Genomic DNA, 17,072 nt, shown 5'->3' with positions numbered 1-17,072 from the left:
CGAGATGCATCGCAGGACTAATGGGATGCGTGTCGAGTCGCTCCCGCGCAAGCGCCCTGGAGGGGGGGGCTGAAGAACCCACGCAGGACAAGTTGAACTGCATCAGTGCGGCGCTCAACTTGCATCCACTGACTTCGCAGCCTTGCGCGTATATGGAACCCACGGGCATCGACATGCTGAGCTCCAAGTATCTTGAGCAGATGGACATGCGCATTGCGATACTCCTTTCCGAGACAGATCAATTGAAACGCATGGACTTCGAGATCGGGATATCGCGCACTGCGCAAAATGTGAGTGAAACTCGGTTGAATATCAACCTAATTGGTTGATTATCAACCTGTTGGGTCCTTCGAGTCAACGAGATGGTGGTCAACCATTTCGGGTGACCGGGAGGAATCATGTCGAAATCGAATTCGGATGAATTGCAGATCGCAATCGGACGCACTATTGCGCGCCAGCGTTTGGCCAGTGGCTTAACACAAGATGAGGTTGCCGAAAGGCTTGGTGTCGGTCTGGAGGCTGTATCTCGTATGGAGCGAGGAAAAGTCGTTCCGACTGTGGCTCGACTATTTGAATTGGCTGAGGTCTTTCAGTGCGATGCTGCCGATTTGCTTACGGATGCCAGTATTCGGCCGTCGGATCAAGCCAGCCATCTCAGTCGGCTGCTGTCAAAACTGACATCCTCAGATCGAGAGATGATGGTCGAGGTGATTGAGCGTCTTTCGGCGCGTCTAGCCCGGAAGCAATCGGAGCATGGGCGGCGTTAGGCGACGCCGTGAGGATTAATGGGGAGCCTCGTCGGTCGGGGAGGCTTTGTGTTGATAGCGCGGTAGTTGCTTTTGCATGAGAGTTATCGCATTGCGTCATTGCCGGTGCGGCTAGGCGCGAGATGCGGCGGTATGGTTTGCGTCATGTCGCACCCTATCGAAGACCATCGCTACCAGCGCGTCGTGAAACTTCTCGCTCAGTTGAGGAAGTCGCGCCGCATTTCGCAGCAGGAACTTGCGGACCGAATTGGTCGCTCGCAATCTTCAGTTTCCAAGGCTGAGAATGGTTTGCGGCGACTGGATCTTATTGAGTTCCTCGAATATGTGCGCGTGCCTGAAGCCGATCCGCGGGCGATTGTCGAAAGCATTTCGACAGTACCTCTCACCTCACTACGCAGCTAATCGGCGAACCTTCGCGGCAAGCGCCTCTTTCGTCGTTCCGTTCTTCCTCAATACTCACTCGGCAATAGGACGGTCGTGAGCGACCGATCCGCCGACGTGATGACCCAGACCTTGCTCTCGTCCGGCAGTGGGTAGCTTGAGAGCACGCGTCCGCCGACCTGGAGTGCTAACGTATTCAGGTCGCGATCCGCAGGGCATAGCTCCCCCCAGTCGTGATTTGCGTGACGAAAGATAAGCAGGCTCAGGGAGACGTCGGCTTGTTCTATGGCCGTCAACGCACCCGGCGTTGCCACGATTCGACCCAGCGGTAGTCGCAGATCGACGAGGTCATGAGTGGTCTTTCCTTGCATCACTGTTCCATTAAAGATTGACGGCGTGGCCTTCTCGTCGGTGCTGGTGAGGGTTGCTGCGGGTTTGTCCTGAAGCGCCCCACTTGGGGATTCGTGCAAGTTCGTGCAGTCGACGCCCAGTGCTCCGAGCTCGTGTAGGACGTCAGCATGCGAGTAGAAGGGCGGGAATCGATAGGCGGGGCCTCGGCTGAGCTCCACAATGAAATGGTCTTGCGTGTCTCGTGCGATGCGCAGAGCAACACGTCTGTGAGACGCGGGGTTCTTGATGTTTTCCATAGTGCGTGTGGTCCCGATGAGTCTGAAATGCAAAGAGCCCCGTTGGCGTTGCCAACGGGGCTCTTTGCTCTTCTGCTTGGGTACTGGGGTGCTCTAGGCGACAAGCTTCACGACTTCATTCCAGGCATCTTGCTTTATGGTGGCTCCTTGTCCAAACCACGCGGCGTCTCTCCGATGGTCAGGCGACTTTGCGCGCCGATGATGGTCGACGTACTCGGTAACGGAGTTGAGCAAACCCCACGCGGTGCCTTGAGCGGAAGGAAAGTCGGCACCCAGCCCTTGCCCTTGATAAAGGTGGGAAATCGCTTTGATTGCACGCTCGTTGACGGTGTTGGAGTCCGCGTGCGCGCGGCTAGCGGTTCCCGAGGTTCCAGTTGAATACGTCATGACCTTTCGCAAAATGGATTCCGCATCCGAGCTTGTGATCTTGCGGTTTGCGAGCGCATGCGTCTGGGAGATGAAGGTCTCCCACGACGACACGGCGATTCCCAACTGACGCTTAACTGCCTGCGCGTTGAACTGCGAGCGGTGAGGGACTTTGACCGTCCCTGTGCCGTCCTGAAGCGCGATCGCAAGCGTGTTGTTACATACCACCCGAACGGACGTGAACTGCGCGGTCGTGGCGAGTGTTCCGTCACACGCGGTCGCTAGCAGGAGGTAACCGTTGACTTCGTCACGACCCTTGAGTGCTGTCCGATGGCCTGTGCGCGCCAGTGCCCAGAACTTGCGCCCTTCCTTAAGCACGCCAGCGGTTTCAAGCTGGAAGCCGCCCACGTCAGTCAGATCCCGGTAGAACTCGAGGATCTCCTGCGGCTGAACCACCTGATAGCGCTTGGAGACGACCGCCAAAGGTGTTTTCGTATCAGACCGGTACAGCACGCGTTGCCCTTCAAATTTTCGAATTGTGGTTGTCGAGCCGTCATCATCGGCGTACCGAACGTCGGTTGTCTCAATTCGCCAGTTCATCCCGGCTTGGTCTGCCCAGACATCGAGTGGTTGATTCAGGGTCAGGCGGTTTCCTAGTCCGTGCCAGGGTTTTTCATTGACATATGCCATGGATTGCACAAGGTGCATGTGAATTCTCCGAAGGTTCGAAAGGGAATGCTGGATTTGGCGGCGCTACTCGGTGGCGCGGATTTGTGAGGAGAAGCTGAGTGTGGCGGGCTAGCGTGATGAGACGGCAAATTGATGGCCGCAATCGAGGCACTCCCGATTGCCGAGGACGTTTTCGTCCACAACATCGCCCACAACTGCGCCAGCCGCACAACCGGCAGCACCTGCGACGAGCCCGGCAACCACGGCACCGGCTACGCCCCCGACGAGTGATCCGATGGGTCCCCCCACCAGTCCGACCGTCGCACCTACCTCCGCTCCGGAGAGGGTTGTCGCTATTCCGCTCGCCGCGCCGGCAACCGCACCGATTGCGCTTCCCGCTTTTCGCCCGACATTTCGATGAGCGACGCGCTCGGAGCGACATCGCGGGCAGTAGGGCTTATTCTTGGCCCCCGGTTCCTGTTTGTGCCGCTCGGGCTCATGACCAAAGTGGTGCCCTGATGCATGAGACGACGTGCTCCGGGGGTGTTCACATGAGAGCGCTTGCGTTGAGCCCTTCTTGTCGGGCCGAAATTGCGCGATTATTGCCACCAGTGTGCGGCGAGTCGCGACGGAGAGGCTTGCAATCCTTGGGCCGTTCGTTCGACGGAGCGGTCTGAATTGCAGCCAGGCGAAGAGGAGCGTGGCGGCCATGGTCATAAATGAGGGGGAAGTTTTGATGCTCAGCTCGTTCATAAGTGCTTCCGTTGTGCGTTCATGCTCGATTGCATGGACGAAGACGGACATCTGTCCTATCTCGAGTTGGTGATATGTGGCTGAAAATTTCTGGAATTCGCCCGAAGGCATGTTGCAACGGCCGAAGAGCGCGGAAGCGGGTTCGATTGTCAGGCGCGATACCTTGAAAATTCCCACAAACCGGGCAGTTTCCGCCGCCAGGGTGTGAGATGGCACGCTGCGGAGCAGTCATTTGCAGGTTGCAACGCTGAACACTTGGCCTGTGCCATGCCGCCCGCCGCAAGAGCTGCTTCAGGTGCGAAGGCCTGCGGTCGAGCCGAAACTCGTGTGGCAAGTGACTTTCGAGCTCCCGCCGATCACAGCAATCAGTAGTCGCAAGCGGTCGTTACTACGGTACATCGTGGACTTTGTCGGTTAGTGCCCATATGCGACGGAAATGGGTGATGCTAATGGTGCGGTGTAATAACGAGTCGACTTATGCGGCAACTGAAGCTTGCGCGGAACGTGACGGTTACTGAGGTGAGGAAGTGAAAGATCTCATTTTGGATTGCATGGACAAGGGCGAGTGGTACAGCAGGCCGGTATTAGCGAATATCTGCGGCATTTCCCGTCGGTGCGTTGATCTGGTCGTTGAGGAACTCATGGATGATGGCCTACTCGTCGAGCGTAAGGTCTCGCGTGCATATGAGTATCAGCTTGCCGTGACTCGGGCCAGATTGCAGCCGGTAGCGGTCCCGGGTCATGCCGACATTGCCGAGCCAACGAGAAGCGAAACAACGGTCGACCTAGCAATAGCGGGACCAATCCATTCTCCGGCGTGGAATCCGATGACGGGGTATGGTGAGGAGCTCAGCCTGCATCAGCAATTGTGCGAAGAGGCGAGGTGAACGGGGATTGGCCGGCCGGGCCAGCTTTGCACGCGGTCGCCACGGCTACGGGAGGGCGTGATCGGTTGGCTCGACGCGCTGGTTGTAACCTATAACGTAGCGACGCTAAGCTTGATTGCTCGCCAAGGCCGAAATGATCCCGAGCCATTGAGTGATCTCGAGTGTGCGCCTACCAATACGAACCCTCTCATTCCGCTGGTATTGCTGCGCGGAGCCATCGTAGTCCTCGGTGAGAACTACTGAGACGTCGAAGTAAGTGTGATTTTACGGAAATTTCACAAGGCTTATCAGGATATGCTCGGAGGGTCGTCGGTGAGTGTGGCGGGTGTGAACTTTGACACGAGGACCGATAGGACGTGGATGGGAGCCGGTGTGGGTGGCTCATATTCGTGGGCGGATAACAAGTACACGGAGTATGGCGAGCGCTCGGTGAGCGCGTCGGTCAATCACTTCGATGGGAACTACAACGCGAAGGCCAATCTCGGCTTCAGAATGAAGTTCTAATTCCCGAAGGATTGCGACAAGACAATCAGGTCCGCGACCATTGCGCCAACGTCAAACCACCGTTCTCCGCCCCACCTACAGATGAAGGAACTAACTACCATGTCATCCGTTCGGGCCCAACTAGATCGAATTCGCGTCTGGGTTCGGCACCACGCCGACCACTTCAGGCGAACAGACTTTTGGCCAGGCTGGGAGTTAAAACAAGCCGCGATTGTCCTCGCGGCTTGGGCGCTTCCCGCGATAGCTGGAGTCATCGCAACGGACTGGCTCAGTAGCCACCTGTCAGTCAAATATCTGCAGATGTCAGTGCAGGAAGGCATTGGGCCACATATCTGGAATGTCTTCGCTGTTCTTGGGATAATTTTTGCCGCTTTGTTGATAGCGGCCCCTCGTCAAAAATGGCTCGCGATCGCTGCATATCAGGTATTGCAGAACACATATGCCCTCGGCGCGTTGATGTTTGGGCTTTTGCTCGGCCAATGGATTTGCGTCACGGCTCCTGAAAACGACATTTTTCTTATCACGGCAACGAGCCTGGTGTTCGTCTTTGCGTTTTGCCTAAATTTCTCTATTTGGTACGTGGCGTTTCTCGTGTCGCCAGCCCGCTTGGATGCTGGCTTCAGGCATTCCATCGCTCAGATGAAGCCGCAGCTCCGCCTGCCGTCGCCTTCTTAATCTTGCTAATCGCGATGACTTCACTTTGCGTGCATCTGGATAAATAACTTGACCAGAACTCCGTCCGACGTTTTTTCAGAGGCTGTGGACTCATGCAGCGGCTTTGACGTGTTCTCCAACAACGTGCCGATACCGTTTGGCGTGTAACCACGGCGTGTAACAAGTGCGACGGGGGCGGTAGAACGCTGACGAATATGGCCGACGCTACAGGACGAGAATCGTGAGTAGTCGGCTGCCCGGACTTCCTCGGAATTCGAGGTTAGTTGCGCTAGGCTGGGATGTAACGTGTACCGTACTGACCTCCCCCCGAAAAACCGTAGCACCGAAAACTGGAGATTTCTGGCAAATTTGAAGCCCTGACGGGCGGGAGGTTTGCATGAAGAAATCGAAGTACACAGAAGAGCAGATCGCGTTTGCGCTGAAACAGGCCGAACTGGGTACGACGGTGGCGGAAGTTTGCCGGAAGATGGGTATTTCGGAGGCCACGTTCTACAACTGGAAGAAGAAGTACGGCGGTCTCGGCGTTTCGGAGCTGCGCCGGCTCAAGCAGTTGGAAGAGGAAAACGCCAGACTCAAGCGCATGGTGGCGGACCTAAGCCTGGACAAGCAAATGCTGCAGGAGGTGGTGCAAAAAAGCTGTGAAGCCGGCCCGCAAGCGCGAGCTGGCTGACTTCTTGATGCAGGCGTATCGGGTGAGCATCCGACGAGCAACGGCAGTGTTGCAACTGCGTCAGGCCACGTATTTTTATCGACCTCATCCCCGCGATGACCGTGCTGAGCGGCGGCGTATCCGGGAGATCGCCGAAACGCGAATACGTTATGGTGCCGAACGCATTCATGTTCTGCTACGACGCGAGGGCTGGCTGATAAATCACAAGAAGACGTACCGGATCTACTGTGAGGAGGGGCTGAATCTTCGGCGTAAGCGGCCTCGGCCTCGGTGTCGTGTCGCTGCCGCACACCGCATGGAGCGACCCGAAATCTCTACGGTGAATGCCTGCTGGAGCATGGATTTCGTGGCCGATCAGCTGTTCAACGGACAGAAAATCCGGGCCTTAACTGTGGTCGATAACTTTAGTCGGGAGAGCTTGGCGATCACCGTCGATTACGCCTTGAGGGCGGCCGATGTGGTGGCAACGATGGGGCCTGAAAGCGCTGCGAGGCGCCCCGAAACGGATACAGGTCGACAATGGGAGCGAATTTATTTCTCATGCGCTGGATCACTGGGCGTATGAAAATGGCGTAACCTTGGACTTCTCCCGTCCGGGCAAACCCACGGACAATCCGTTCATCGAGTCGTTTAACGGCAGTTTTCGGGATGAATGTCTGAATGTGCATTGGTTTCTGTCATTGGACGATGCCCGAGAAAAGATCGAAGGCTGGCGACAGGATTACAACGACTTCAGGCCGCATAGCTCACTAGGCGATCTGACTCCGGGTGAGTTCCGACTTGCCCACCTTGACGCCGGAGATCTCTAGGCCAAGGTGCTCAGTTATCCGGGGGGGAGGTCACTACGTGATTGGACTCTAAATCGTCGCGCTACTCAAATCGGGGGTGACGTCGCTCCGTCGTGCTCTCCAATTCTTGCAATGCAAACGAATGGACGTGAACGACATTGCCTGCGAGAGGGAAAATGGCCAGTGCTTGCGTTCGCAGTTGCACTTCACTGAACAGCCATTCTTTTCGTGCCATCCGTCCGCCGTAGATTGCAACCGATGCCGTCTGTTCATTCTTCCATGCGATCTCGAATGACCGTCCGCCAACTAACTCTACAACCAGCGACTCCGCGACTATCGCCACGTAACGATCATTGTCATCCACGGCGTAGACATTCGCCGAGGCCAAGCTCAGTTCGCCAGCGGGACGTGGCTGGACCGTGACCAGATTACTGGCACACGGCACAATCGATAGCCCGTATGGGCGAACGGGTCTCTCTCTTTCGGATGCTTCATCGCGTGGCACTCGGCCGCCCCACACCTGGATGGACGGCGGTCGAGGATCGTCCGCATGTTGCCGCCACGTGAACTCAAGCGATTGGCCATTGGAAAACTCGATGAGCAGTGAAGCTGCAGGCACTCGCGAGAGTTGTCCACGGACATCCACCGCCAGTACATTGACCGAATTGTCATCTGTCATTGTGAAACACTCCATAGTGGATCAGGCGATTAACTCGACAGTCGCTCGCTCCAGCATAGCGGTATACCTTGTCCCATATCCTTACGCGCCTAGGATGTATCATTGAGACGATGGAATTTTCTCGGCACACGGGGAGATTGCTTCTCGTCCCTTCAGCGCGCGTAGTTGCTTCCAACTCGAGCGGGGGCATGCTTGGGGCTTCTCTTCTGGCATACACCATACCCGAAACGTACTGACACGTTTCTCGGCCAAACACTGATCGAATTTCTCAATACCCAAATATCTGGGTGGCAACACAGCAAGGCAATTTCCAGTGGCCGTCGCCAGTAATATCAGAACAGGAACATGTGAACGCACTCGGTTGATTGCGCACAACATTAAGTACCGATTCACGGCAAGCATCTCACGACCTCCCCAACAAAAATCAAAAAAACGAGCCCTCGGAAATAGCGTTACCGACGCCATCGGAGGACTCGACGCCGCGTATAGCACCGTCGAAGGTTTCGTATTCACTATTTCCATGAACGACAGCATATAGGGTATGGCAAGCAGTCTCCAGGCCACTCGAGCTCTAGCGAATCGTGTTGATGTTCTAGACTAATTTTTTCGTTATCCACATTTTCGGTGGACAAGGCTGTGCATAAGTCATGCGAAGGCCGAGAAATAGGTGCTGCCAATCCGCTGCTCGTGAATTGAGCAGACGCGGATAAAGATAGGGGCGACATTGCGGGCGAGAGTGTTGGGCTTTTGAAAATGCGGCGTCTGCGTTTGAGTTTCGGTGCGGCATTTACGTTGAGGAGGCGTTGGGATGTCGACAGCGTAGAGCCAGCACTAGAATCGGCGCTAATCGACTGGTGAGAACTCGTTCACGTTCTCAGGCGCTGCGTCGAAATACGAACTCAGGGCGTCGAGCTGATGTGCCGTGTTGGGACTTGTCAGGATAGTCCCGCCTGGCTGCCAATGGCTGGGCTGACCCCGCTCTCCGGAGACGCGGTATGCGCCGACTGGTGGAACTTGTCATTTACGGCTCAGTGATTTATGCCCTGGTCCGGGTTGAGATACGCATTCTCGGTGAGAGTTCACCGCATTCTCCCATCGCCATGCCGACATTGGTGGCAAGTATCGCAAATGACTTTTTCCTCGCGCTCACAGTGCTCGGTGTGATAGTCGCTGTGGGACATTGGCTACGCGCCACGCTCAAGCGAAGGTACCGATCGACGTCTGAACAGGGACGGATACTGAGCGCGCATTCGCAAGTGCCCATTTCGGACGAGCACCAAGGCTCTTTGAGGACCGAAGAAATACAGGATGCCTGAGGCAGGCGTGCCCAGATGACGGCTCCTGTCCGACCACCACTTCCGTAGTATTCAATTCTGATTTTCGTAATGCTGTTCAAACGAGGGCATCCCTCGAGACAGGAGCGACAAATGTGTCAAGCATGCGTAGGTAATTTCTTTGGTCGGCTGGGCGCGCTCAGCGGTCTCAAATCTTCAAACTCCTTCTCGCGCCGCCGGTTTCTCGCTACCGCAGCGGGCGCCGGGCTGATCTTACCCTCTATGGCATCAGCTTACGCAAAGGGGAGTGGGGGTGGGGGAAGTGCTGTACAGATTGATTACATTTTCCGCGGCGGGCCGATCATACCGTTGGCGAGCAAGTCGACTGCGGACGGCCCTTTCCACGATTGGGCGGTTGCCGTAAAGGGAGAACGTATTGTGGCCGCAGGGCCTGAGAGCGAAATCATGGCGCAGAAGTCCGCCTCGACCCAAGTGATTGATTTGGCCGGGCGCTCACTTCTTCCTGGCTTCATCGACCCTCATCAACACACCGTTACCGGCGCGCTTATTAAGTCTGTCTTCACGTACTGCGGATATAGTCCGATGAAGCCGGAAGCTCCCAAGGGCTATCCGAATCGAAAGGCGGTCATCGATCTCATTGCGAAGCAGGCCAGTCAAACGCCTCCGGGGCAGTGGCTCCTCTTCTATGCTTACGACAACCTATTGCAGGGCGATGGAATGCATGGGGGAGGGGGCGATTTTTGGATGCCTGATCTGGATGCCATTTCCACTCAGCACCCGATTCTCGTCTATTACATCAACATGCATACCGCCGCGGGAAATAGTACGGCCTTCAAAGCGGCGGGCATCAGCACAAACACCGATGCTGGTGACCTGAACAAAAAGCTCATGGCGAATGGCGGGGGGCACTTCGGCCAAAACCCGAACGGTACGCCAAATGGGGTCATTTATGAAATGCCGGCGCTTGCGATGTTCAGCTCCGCAATTCCTCCGGAAAAGTTGACGCCGGAGAACGCGGGCGCGGCGGTCGCTGCCTGGCTTGCAACAAATGCGTCGTACGGCAACACGTGCATCCACGAGGCCGGACTTCTTTTGCCAGGCGCCGGCGGAGACAACTTGATTGGCGACTACATGGCCGTGGCGAACGAGGCGTCGTGCCGGGCGTCGGTTAGCCTGATGGTCGATTCGCCGGAGAGTCTTAAGGCTGCCGAGCCGTACAAAAAGTTTGGCTACGGTGCAAAGGCCACGCGTATTCCGAACACGCAATTTTCGATCTATGGCATGAAGGTGGTTGGTGATGGATCGAATCAAACGAGAACAGCTGCACAGCGAGCTCCATATCTCGATGGGACGAATGGCACCCCCAATTACACACCGGAAGCGCTTAAGGAGTTGGTAGCATCAGTCAAAGCTGCGGGATGGCCGCTGTTGATTCACTGTAACGGCAGCCAGACCATCGACAATGCACTTGATGCCATTGAGGCTTCATATGGCGCGCATCCTTCCTCGGGTGTCAATCGTATTGAGCACTGCACCATGGTGACATCCGATCAGCTTGATCGGATGGCGCGACTCGGTGTACAACCCAGTTTTCTGATGAACCATGTCTACTTCTACGGTGCGGCCTATCGTGACCAACTGTTTGGGCCTCGGCGTACTGTAGACATGGATCCCGCTGGCGGCTGTGTGAGTCGAAACCTACCGTTCACGCTCCATACGGACGCTCCGTGCTCGAACCTTGGAACGCTCCAGCTTGTGCAGACGGCTGTGACCCGTCAGTGCAATATTGACAGCTCGGTTATCGGGAAAGCGCAAGCCGTCTCGCTGACCAATGCACTTCGAGCGGTTACGAATTTTGCGGCAGGGCAGATTGGCATGGCAGATGAGCTCGGATCGATTGAGGCGGGCAAGCTTGCCGACTTTGCGATTCTCGAGAGCGACCCGTACGCGGTTGATCCTACCAAACTCATGGACATCAACGTGAGCGAAACGTGGGTTGGCGGCCAGAAGAAATTTGCTGCTTAACGGATGGCCGCTTCGCCTGACGCATAAGCGGTCGGTCCCCTTCGTGCTTGCCCTAGTCAAGAGGGCGCGGAGGGGATCGCGCCGCATTCATTTTAGCGATCGATGAGGTCCACACGTATATAGGTGGAGGGAAACGCAATGGAAATTTTGCGATACGTTGGCGGTAGCGTTCTTGCCGTGTCATTGATGATACTTTCGGCAGCGGCGTCCGCCAGTGAGTGCCATCTCGCCCGGACATATCGGAAGACCGAAGACTCGGCAAAAATTGTCAAGCAAGCGCGTCGCGCGAACGCTGAGCGGAATTGCCTGAATGCTGCGAGCAATGCGACTCCCAGCGGTAACCTTGCAGCCAAAACATCTCGTACCAACGAGAAAAAGCGCTGAGTGAGGTATTAGCGTCTCGGTACACTTTTACCTCATAGTCCCCCCGCCCCCCTCATTTCCAAGGGGAGTCTGAATGCACGTCCGAAAGTTGTGTTCGATCCTCTCTTCGCTGTCGCAGCGGTCTGTCAAGCGCCGCATGGCTTGGCGTCGCCGAACGCCGAATGATGTAACCAGTACCGAAAACCCTCATCATCGGGAGCAGATGTACGGAGACGATATTGGCCCGCGCAGAGGGAGAAGGTCACCATAAGGACGGTGCGAACTCACTGGCTGTGGCTTTCTCGTAGTTGACAAATGCGTGCGTGGCATTGTTCCGCGCGAGAACTTTTCCTCAATTTCTGTCGCCTGCTTGGTCCGCTACAGTGCTACTGACTGGGGATTATTTCGAAACGTGAGGGTGGCGATTGAGTTTCCATTGCACGTCAGCGGCGTTTTTGGAATTCGATTGTATGGTCGGAAGCGCTGGGCCTACTCTGAGAGTGCCCAAGTGCCAGTTCCATCCCAAAAGGAGGGGGGGCAGCGCTGGTCGACCTTATTTCTTTTCGTCGATTGCCGTGTATGTTTTACCAGTCGTCGTCTCGCTCAGACGCAGCGGAATCTTTCCCTCTGTGAGTAGATTTTCCCTTTCGCTGAGTGCCCGCGCTTTGACGTTGGTTGTCTGGCGGGGCGACGCTCGCAACTTGTTGGCGCAATTCAAGGTTACCGTCAACTAGCTCGTCGGGCGAGATCTTCATGTTTTCAAGATGCCCGTACGATAATGTTTGTGCCACCCTGTCAACGACGACGGTACAGCACTCTTGCTCTGTACGCCCGAGCATACGTCCGGTCTGAGGATCTTTGATGGCCTTGCCCAGGGAGACGACTTGGTAAGAGGCCCCGACTTTGACCGACTGCCCTCCCTGACTGAGCACAACGTTTATGCCATCGCGCGACGCGATGCTCACCGGAAAGAGCTGAACCAGAATACTAGAGACGACTTTCGACGCGATTGAATTCTCGATCGAGCTCGTGCGCCCATCCGCGAGTTTGGAATTTTGATCAACGGGCGTCGTGTCGCTAAGCAGCACTTCGGATGTCGTGACATTGACCAACTGCTGAGAAATCGACCATTCTCCTCGGCCCCTGACTGCGCTTCCTTCGTCTAAAGCGTTGGTCGGCGAAAGCGCATTCAAGCGGCCAACCCACACAAGATCTGCGCCAACTCCCTGACCAAGCTTTGAAAACTGGTCAGGCGAAGCTTGGCCGTTAGCGATCCGCTCCAACTCCGCGTCAATTTCGGGGGTGGCACCGTGCTCAAGAACGATGAACCGGCCGCTCTGCGTCAGTGCGTCGGTGATACGTTGGCGAACCAATGTCGCTTCTCGATTCAGTGCCGGTGTGACATTGCCGCTGATTCGGATGGGAGCCACGATAATTCGTGGGCGGCCTTCACTATCCGGACCTTTGAATTTTGCGACGTTAGCCTCAATGACGGCGTGTATTGAGCTGTCTGAGGACGACTCGCGTCGGAGTTCGGTCACCCGAAAATCTGATATCGCCCCCCGACTTTCCTGTTGCACCAACTCGGCGAACCCACTCGACTGCAAATCTACCATCGACCTTCCAGTCGAGACAGTTAGAGCGGCCCTAAATTGAGAAGATGCGAGATCCAGCGTCGTGCCGTTCACCTGCATAATGGCTTGTCGTAACGCTTGACTCAGCGCCTCATCTGGGCTCGCCCCTATACCTTCGGCGCGAACGTGAACGTGTGTTACGGTGCCTATGTTTGTTGCGGGAGCGGACGAATCACTTTGCGAAGTCGAACCAGATGCGGGCGCTGGCACGATAGCCGACACCGTGACCTCCTCGCTGTGGTGGTTGAGTTTGTCACAGCCTGCTAGCGTTACAAGCTGCATTCCGACCGCCAATGCGACGGCAGTAGAACGCCAGGATCCTTGTGAAATCATCGACATGCCCGCGCCCGCGCTCATTAGAACTTTGCCGACAGTGCTGCTGTTGCGTCCTTCGGCACCGGAATATCCTGGCTGGTGGCGAATGCCGCCGCCGTCTTCAGTGTCGATCCCAGATTGCTCACTTGTTTCGGGGTCTCTGACACGATGTATGTGCCGGTTGAAAGCTTTTTCGTCACAGCCATCTTATCCATGACGGACGAGCTCTCGAGTTGCGCCTTAGCTTCATTCGAGAAATCGGTGATCTTGCCATGCAGGCCCGCGTATCGAAGAATTCCGCTACCCAGATGTTGCATCCCCTCGGAATAGGCCTTCTTGCTTGACGCATCCATCTGAAGATTGCCGGCCTTGAACTGTTCCTGCAAGGCGATCGACGTATCGCTCATCATCTTGTCGGAATCCTGCAGACTGTCTTTCGTGGCACCGCTGCCGAGGGATTCAGCGGTGGCCTTCGCCTTGGCGGAGAGCTCCTTCAGTCCGACGGCGTCAGCCAGATACGATTGTGCAATGAGGACCTCACGGCCGGCATCAGCATAACTCGAGACAAGAGCGGCTTGCGCCCCGCTTGCGTCGGCAGCGGGCGCACTATTCTGCGTGCCGGTTGTCTTCCCCGAAAATGACGGGAACGCGTGAGCACCGTTCACGAGAAGCATTGCAACAGCAGCCGAGGCGAGGGTTTTCTTGAGCATAAATTTTCCAAGGAAATGATGAGGGAATTGCACGACCGCCCATTGGTTAACCTAAGCGCTTGAAGCGGTCGAAGTTGGCAACTAGCGAACTTGCGCGTTGTTCATTTGTGCCATTAGTTCGCGTGCGGCGGAATCGGCGGCCTTCTTCAAGGCATTGGTCCGCGCTACGCTGGTGTCCGGCCCGGTCCCTGAAAACTGAACAGGGCCCACTGCGGATACAGTTCTTGGGAAATCAGAGGTGACGTCGACCAATTTTGCAGTCACGCTCACGTAGACGCGGGCGAGACCGGTTACGTCGTCTGTGTCTTGCATTCCCACGTCGAGCGTGCCTAAAGCGAGGTACGGAACGTGAGCCGTCCTCAATCCCAGAACGGCTTCTCGCATCGTCGACGGCTGAATGTCGTCGCCATTCTGGTAATCCTTCGCCAAGGCGCTCATACGAAGGTGTCCGCCGGAGGACGGTTCAACATATTCAGCATCGACCACTTGAAATCCCGACTGGGCGAAGACGCCGGTAACGATGGTGCTCAGATTGCCCGATGGCAAAATGCTCCAGGACACCTGATCGGCCTTTCGAGTTCGGCTGCCGCCGCTTTCAATCGATACGGAAGCGTTCCCGGAATATCCGCTTCGAGTCGACTTTTCGCTTGCATGCTCCTTGATGTCGGCGCGCTTATAGACTCGATCGTCGTACGATTTCACCGACGCCTGTTGCCGTGCGACGAAGAGAAACGTGAGAGGGGAATGAGGCGAATTGGTCGCCATGCTTCCCGTGGGTGACGTTCCCTTTATTGCGTTGCGCAGTTTCGCTACGTTGATGTCGACTCGGACAACGGCTGAGTACATGTGCGCATCTGTCTTGTCTGATTCGCTAACGAGTGTTGAACCCAAGATGAACTTGTCGAGGTTCTCGGACACCTTTGCTTCAATCGCGTCGAAATTCTCGGATTGCGATTCTCCATTTTCGGCATAGTAGCGCTCGATCGCATTGATCTGCGCATCGTGGAATGCCTTGGTCTTCACGTCTGAGTTCGCGCCGCTGGAAAATAGCGAACCGTCGTACTTGACGCTGGCCATTCCTTTGCTAGTGACGACTTGTGCTGACGCCGCAACGCTGACAAACATCAGCGTTGATAACATACGACGAGCTATTTGCATGACTTCAAGACTCCTCGGGTATTGTCAATCTGATTCTTGATGTGCTCGCCGGAGGCCGCCGCAGACAACCAATCGCTGTTGTCGCCTGCCAGGGCGCTCGCCAACTTGTCAAACAGCCCGCGCGCTGACTCGGCGTAGGCGGGAAGGTCGTCGACTTGCGACTGTGTAACCGGGACGTTCTTTACCTCGCCGTTCTTGAAGTCCGCATCAAGGTAGGTTGTCCCGGACATGAGCTCCGCGAGCTTGATGTGGCTGTAAGTCGCGTAGATGTAGCTGCTTCCCGCGCTACTGCTTCCGTAGTCGACCCGTTTGAAGCCTTTCAAATCAATGTCGACCGAGTAATCGGGTGCCGGCAGCTTCAAATTGAAAATGTCACCATCGGAAAAGCGCATTGCCATCGCATTCCCGATGGCGTATCCGGCCGAGTACGGCAGCATCGGCACTTGGCTCTTATTCAGCATGGCTTCGCTCATCATGTCGGCCAGCCAAGCCTGCGCGGCACCGGGGGCTTGAAGCGCAGACGGGAGATGTGCCAGTGCAGCGTCAGGGATGCCGACGTGGGCCACTTGCAAGTACTTCGACCCCGAATCCGGTAGGGCTGCCTTAGACATCACTTCCGCGTAGCGAGAAAATAGGCCGGGTTTTCCCGTGTCGCCTAAGAGCAAGCGAAGAACGCGATCGCGTGACTCCTGCTTAGTTGGGACGTGATCCATCACATCCAAGTAGGTTGCGGCCAACGGATATGCACGAACGATCTTCATTGCCCGGAAATCAAAGACCAGTGCTTGAGCGCGAAGACCGACAAGCACTTTGTGCATGTCACCAAAGCGCTCATCCGAGATCGTCTCGTTGGTGATGACCAATGCGGTAGCTAACGCTTGGTCCGATCCGTTAAGTGACGCCATCCCCGCATACTGCATAGCGAAATTCTGAGGGGGATGGGCCTTCAGTTCGGCGATGATGGTCTTTCCTGCCGGATTTCCTGACTCGCGTAGCGAAGCGTCAAGCGATCTGGTGACGGGGTAGCGGGCGTCAATCTGTGCTGCGTCGCCCGCATACGCTAAACCGGCGAAAGCGACAGTTTGGTCTGCATGAGCGGCAGTTCCGATGAGGAGTGCCATTGACAAGGCAAGCCCTCTCAGAGCGGGAATGCAGGACTTGCAGCCTGACTCACGGTTGATGCTTCGAGGCTCAAACGCTTCCATTGTTGGTGCAGAGGAGCAAAGCGAGAAAATCTAACAACGTTTCCGCTGCGATCACATGAGGTTTGCCGCATATGCCGGCCTGGGAGCCGGTAGTTCCGGAGCCGTCACACGCAGGATGGACAACAATCACGGGCTAGCGACTGGCGTTGTAATTCTGCTGGTGGTGTCGAAAAGCTTGTCTTTTTCTTCCGGTGCGGAAGATGCACGCTAATCGGCCCCACGCCACATGGCAGTCATTCCGGTAGCGCCTATGGCCCAACAATGACTCGGATGGCACCTGGGTTGTCCCCGCCTTTCCCGTCGGCCGAGTCACATTCGTCGCCACCGCACGTGGCGAGGAAGTGGACATTTCTCGCACCGCCGGAGACTTGTGTCCACCATAGCCCGTCGTGCCGCGTTCGCTTGAAGGAAGGGTTTACAAACCTTTCATCAGCCTCGAACTCCCCGCGCCACTCGACGCCTTTTGTCGCGGACGTACAATCGTCGAATAGGCTACCGCTATCTCGTAATTCGATGGGGGAAGAAGACTCCCCTGGCATGACCCGTATTGTCTCCGGACCGTGCTCATGCATGCACTCGTC

At 56.1% G+C, this 17,072-nt stretch carries 15 protein-coding genes and 1 pseudogene; 9 read left to right on the top strand and 7 right to left on the bottom strand.

Annotated elements, in window-relative coordinates; all coding sequences use genetic code 11:
* The first annotated feature begins 29 nt into the window (after positions 1-29).
* The 3 genes from PIN31009_RS26550 to PIN31009_RS26540 all read left to right on the top strand — a co-directional run bounded on the left by PIN31009_RS26550 (position 30) and on the right by PIN31009_RS26540 (position 1,169).
* Positions 30-329 carry a hypothetical protein gene (locus tag PIN31009_RS26550; protein ID WP_150740587.1) on the top strand — a complete coding sequence of 100 codons (300 nt, stop codon included), beginning with the start codon at positions 30-32 and terminating at the stop codon, positions 327-329.
* Between the two features lie 69 nt (positions 330-398).
* A complete protein-coding gene (locus PIN31009_RS26545; protein WP_150740588.1) occupies positions 399-767 on the top strand; it encodes a helix-turn-helix domain-containing protein in 369 nt (122 codons plus the stop codon).
* A 144-nt stretch (positions 768-911) separates the two neighbouring features.
* Positions 912-1,169, top strand: coding sequence for a helix-turn-helix domain-containing protein (locus tag PIN31009_RS26540; protein WP_150740589.1), 258 nt, complete (start codon positions 912-914; stop codon positions 1,167-1,169).
* A gap of 47 nt (positions 1,170-1,216) precedes the next feature.
* On the opposite strand, the gene PIN31009_RS28435 is transcribed toward PIN31009_RS26540, so the two are convergent.
* Complete coding sequence (locus tag PIN31009_RS28435) at positions 1,217-1,795, bottom strand: hypothetical protein (RefSeq protein ID WP_343039047.1); 579 nt, start codon at positions 1,793-1,795, stop codon at positions 1,217-1,219.
* A gap of 93 nt (positions 1,796-1,888) precedes the next feature.
* Positions 1,889-2,869 (bottom strand): DUF932 domain-containing protein, encoded by a 981-nt coding sequence (locus PIN31009_RS26530; protein ID WP_150740591.1) that lies wholly within the window; start codon positions 2,867-2,869, stop codon positions 1,889-1,891.
* Positions 2,870-2,983: 114 nt separating this feature from the next.
* Between PIN31009_RS26530 and PIN31009_RS28035 the strand changes: the two genes are divergently transcribed.
* The 5 genes and pseudogenes from PIN31009_RS28035 to PIN31009_RS26505 all read left to right on the top strand — a co-directional run bounded on the left by PIN31009_RS28035 (position 2,984) and on the right by PIN31009_RS26505 (position 7,128).
* Positions 2,984-3,121 (top strand): hypothetical protein, encoded by a 138-nt coding sequence (locus tag PIN31009_RS28035; protein ID WP_174991110.1) that lies wholly within the window; start codon positions 2,984-2,986, stop codon positions 3,119-3,121.
* Between the two features lie 989 nt (positions 3,122-4,110).
* The gene (locus PIN31009_RS26520; protein WP_150740592.1) at positions 4,111-4,470 is read left to right on the top strand and encodes a hypothetical protein; all 360 of its coding nucleotides are present in this window, start codon (positions 4,111-4,113) and stop codon (positions 4,468-4,470) included.
* Between the two features lie 294 nt (positions 4,471-4,764).
* A complete protein-coding gene (locus PIN31009_RS26515) occupies positions 4,765-4,974 on the top strand; it encodes an autotransporter outer membrane beta-barrel domain-containing protein (protein ID WP_150792044.1) in 210 nt (69 codons plus the stop codon).
* Positions 4,975-5,073: 99 nt separating this feature from the next.
* Positions 5,074-5,649, top strand: coding sequence for a hypothetical protein (locus PIN31009_RS26510; RefSeq protein WP_246185871.1), 576 nt, complete (start codon positions 5,074-5,076; stop codon positions 5,647-5,649).
* A gap of 376 nt (positions 5,650-6,025) precedes the next feature.
* Positions 6,026-7,128: pseudogene (locus PIN31009_RS26505) on the top strand (IS3 family transposase).
* A 61-nt stretch (positions 7,129-7,189) separates the two neighbouring features.
* On the opposite strand, the gene PIN31009_RS26500 reads toward PIN31009_RS26505, so the two are convergent.
* Positions 7,190-7,786: a hypothetical protein gene (locus PIN31009_RS26500; RefSeq protein ID WP_150740594.1), complete on the bottom strand. Its 597-nt coding sequence runs from the start codon at positions 7,784-7,786 to the stop codon at positions 7,190-7,192.
* 1,427 nt (positions 7,787-9,213) lie between these two features.
* On the opposite strand from PIN31009_RS26500, the gene PIN31009_RS26495 reads away from it, so the two are divergent.
* Entirely contained in the window at positions 9,214-11,106 is a 1,893-nt protein-coding gene (locus tag PIN31009_RS26495) for an amidohydrolase (RefSeq protein WP_174991111.1), read from the top strand.
* Positions 11,107-12,053: 947 nt separating this feature from the next.
* Here PIN31009_RS26495 and PIN31009_RS26490 read toward each other — a convergent pair.
* The 4 genes from PIN31009_RS26490 to PIN31009_RS26475 all read right to left on the bottom strand — a co-directional run bounded on the left by PIN31009_RS26490 (position 12,054) and on the right by PIN31009_RS26475 (position 16,407).
* Positions 12,054-13,442: a CsgG/HfaB family protein gene (locus PIN31009_RS26490; RefSeq protein WP_174991112.1), complete on the bottom strand. Its 1,389-nt coding sequence runs from the start codon at positions 13,440-13,442 to the stop codon at positions 12,054-12,056.
* A 17-nt stretch (positions 13,443-13,459) separates the two neighbouring features.
* Positions 13,460-14,128, bottom strand: coding sequence for a hypothetical protein (locus PIN31009_RS26485; protein ID WP_150740597.1), 669 nt, complete (start codon positions 14,126-14,128; stop codon positions 13,460-13,462).
* A gap of 81 nt (positions 14,129-14,209) precedes the next feature.
* On the bottom strand, positions 14,210-15,286 hold the full coding sequence (locus tag PIN31009_RS26480) for a hypothetical protein (protein ID WP_150740598.1): 1,077 nt from the start codon (positions 15,284-15,286) through the stop codon (positions 14,210-14,212).
* Positions 15,277-16,407, bottom strand: a complete 1,131-nt coding sequence (locus PIN31009_RS26475; RefSeq protein ID WP_150740599.1) for a hypothetical protein — start codon at positions 16,405-16,407, stop codon at positions 15,277-15,279. Before PIN31009_RS26475 ends, PIN31009_RS26480 begins: the two co-directional genes overlap by 10 nt.
* Between the last annotated feature and the right edge of the window lie 665 nt (positions 16,408-17,072).

It is taken from the genome of Pandoraea iniqua, from assembly GCF_902459685.1.
In the GTDB taxonomy this organism is placed as follows: domain Bacteria; phylum Pseudomonadota; class Gammaproteobacteria; order Burkholderiales; family Burkholderiaceae; genus Pandoraea; species Pandoraea iniqua.
Note: the sequence above shows the minus strand (reverse complement) of the source record. Positions and strands in the feature narration are given on the sequence as shown.